Source organism: Nonomuraea sp. NEAU-A123, from assembly GCF_018603905.1.
Classification (GTDB): domain Bacteria; phylum Actinomycetota; class Actinomycetes; order Streptosporangiales; family Streptosporangiaceae; genus Nonomuraea.
Map to the genome: position 1 here is coordinate 1 of NZ_JAHFZZ010000067.1, position 2,310 is coordinate 2,310.

At 69.1% G+C, this 2,310-nt stretch carries 2 protein-coding genes; both read left to right on the plus strand.

All coding sequences use genetic code 11. From position 1 onward, the window contains the following. On the plus strand, nt 1–887 hold an 887-nt coding region (gene deoC / locus KLK06_RS59320), incomplete at its 5' end, for a deoxyribose-phosphate aldolase (RefSeq protein WP_214644736.1). Next, nucleotides 887–2,310 (plus strand): aldehyde dehydrogenase family protein (locus KLK06_RS59325; RefSeq protein WP_214644737.1); only part of this gene is annotated, 1,424 nt, incomplete at its 3' end. The genes deoC and KLK06_RS59325, both read left to right, overlap by 1 nt.

Genomic DNA, 2,310 nt, shown 5'->3' on the forward strand with positions numbered 1-2,310 from the left:
TGCGAGCATTCCTGCACGGCCTGCCCGGTGTCGACCGGGTCGGCGCGGACCAGCGGGCGGCGATGCTCGGCACCCGCTCCATCAAGACCAGCGCCAAGGCCATGGCGATCGACTTGGCCATCTCGATGGTCGACCTCACCACGCTTGAGGGCGCGGACACGCACGGCAAGGTCCGTGCGATGTGCGCCAAGGCGATGCACCCCGGCGAGGGAGCGCCCCGGGTGGCGGCCGTCTGCGTCTATCCCGACCTGGTGGCCGTGGCCGCCGGGGTGCTGCGCGGCTCGGGGGTGAAGGTCGCTTCGGTGGCGACCGCGTTCCCGAGCGGGCGTTCCTCGCTGGAGGTGAAGGTGTCCGAGACCGCGCTGGCGGTCGCGGCGGGCGCCGACGAGATCGACATGGTGATCGATCGGGGGGCGTTCCTGTCGGGTGACTATCTCAAGGTGTTGGAGGAGATCGTCGCGGTGAAGGCGGTGTGCGGCGGCGCGCATCTGAAGGTGATCCTGGAGACGGGTGAGTTGTCGACCTACGACAACGTGCGGCGGGCCTCCTGGCTGGCGATGCTGGCCGGGGCCGACTTCATCAAGACCTCCACGGGGAAGGTGGCTCCGGCGGCGACGCTTCCGGTGACGCTGATCATGCTGGAGGCGGTGCGTGACTTTCGTGAGGAGACGGGCCGGCAGGTGGGTGTGAAGCCGGCGGGCGGGATCCGCACCACCAAGGACGCCATCAAGAACCTCGTGCTGGTCAACGAGACGGCGGGCGAGGACTGGCTGTCGCCCGACTGGTTCCGGCTGGGCGCGTCGTCGCTGTTGAACGACCTGCTGATGCAGCGTCAGAAGCTGGCCACCGGCCGTTACGCGGGCCCCGACTACTTCACCCTGGACTGATGATGGCGATGTTGGAGTACGCACCGGCGCCCGAGTCGCGCGAGGTCGTGGAGGTGAAGCCGTCGTACGGGCTGTTCATCGACGGCGAGTTCGTCGACGGTTCGGGCTCGGCCTTCAAGACGGTCAACCCGGCGACGGAGGAGAAGCTGGCGGAGGTCGCCACGGCTTCTGTCGACGACGTCGACCGGGCCGTCCAGGCCGCGCGCAAGGCGTTCGGGGTCTGGGGCGCGTTGCCGGGCTCGGAGCGGGCTAAATACCTGTTCCGGATCGCCCGGATCATCCAGGAGCGGGCCCGCGAGCTGGCGGTGCTGGAGTCGCTGGACAACGGCAAGCCCATCCGCGAGTCGCGCGATGTGGACCTGCCGCTGGTCGCCGCGCACTTCTTCTACTACGCCGGCTGGGCCGACAAGCTGGAGTATGCCGGATTCGGCGCCGATCCCCGGCCGCTCGGCGTCGCCGGGCAGGTCATCCCGTGGAACTTCCCGCTGCTGATGCTGGCGTGGAAGATCGCTCCGGCGCTGGCGTGTGGTAACACGGTGGTGTTGAAGCCGGCCGAGACGACGCCGTTGACGGCGTTGCTGTTCGCGGAGATCTGTCAGCAGGCCGACCTGCCGCCCGGTGTGGTCAACATCGTCACCGGAGCGGGCGAGACCGGCGCGGCCGTGGTCGCCCATCGCGACGTGAACAAGGTGGCCTTCACCGGCTCCACCGAGGTGGGCCGCCTCATCGCCAGGACTGTGGCGGGCACCGGTAAGAAGCTCACGCTGGAGCTGGGCGGTAAGGCGGCCAACATCGTGTTCGACGACGCCGCGCTGGATCAGGCGGTGGAGGGGATCGTCAACGGCATCTTCTTCAACCAGGGGCACGTGTGCTGCGCCGGGTCCCGGCTGCTGGTGCAGGAGTCGATCCAGCAGGAGCTGCTGTCGGCGCTCAAGCGGCGTCTGGGCACGCTGCGGCTGGGCGACCCGCTGGACAAGAACACCGACATCGGCGCGATCAACTCGGCCGACCAACTGGCCAAGATCCGCTCGCTGAGTGAGGCCGGTGAGCAGGAGGGTGCCGAACGCTGGTCGCCCGCCTGCGAGCTGCCGGAGCGGGGTTTCTGGTTCCCGCCGACCCTCTTCACCGGGGTGGCGCAGTCGCACCGGATCGCCCGGGAGGAGATCTTCGGGCCGGTGCTGTCGGTGCTGACCTTCCGCACCCCGGCCGAGGCCGTCGAGAAGGCCAACAACACGCCGTACGGGCTGTCGGCCGGGGTGTGGACCGAGAAGGGGTCGCGCATCCTGTGGATGGCCGACAAGCTCAGGGCCGGCGTGGTCTGGGCCAACACGTTCAACCGGTTCGACCCGACCGCCCCGTTCGGCGGGTACAAGGAGTCCGGGTACGGCCGCGAAGGCGGCCTCCTCGGGTTGGAGGCCTACCT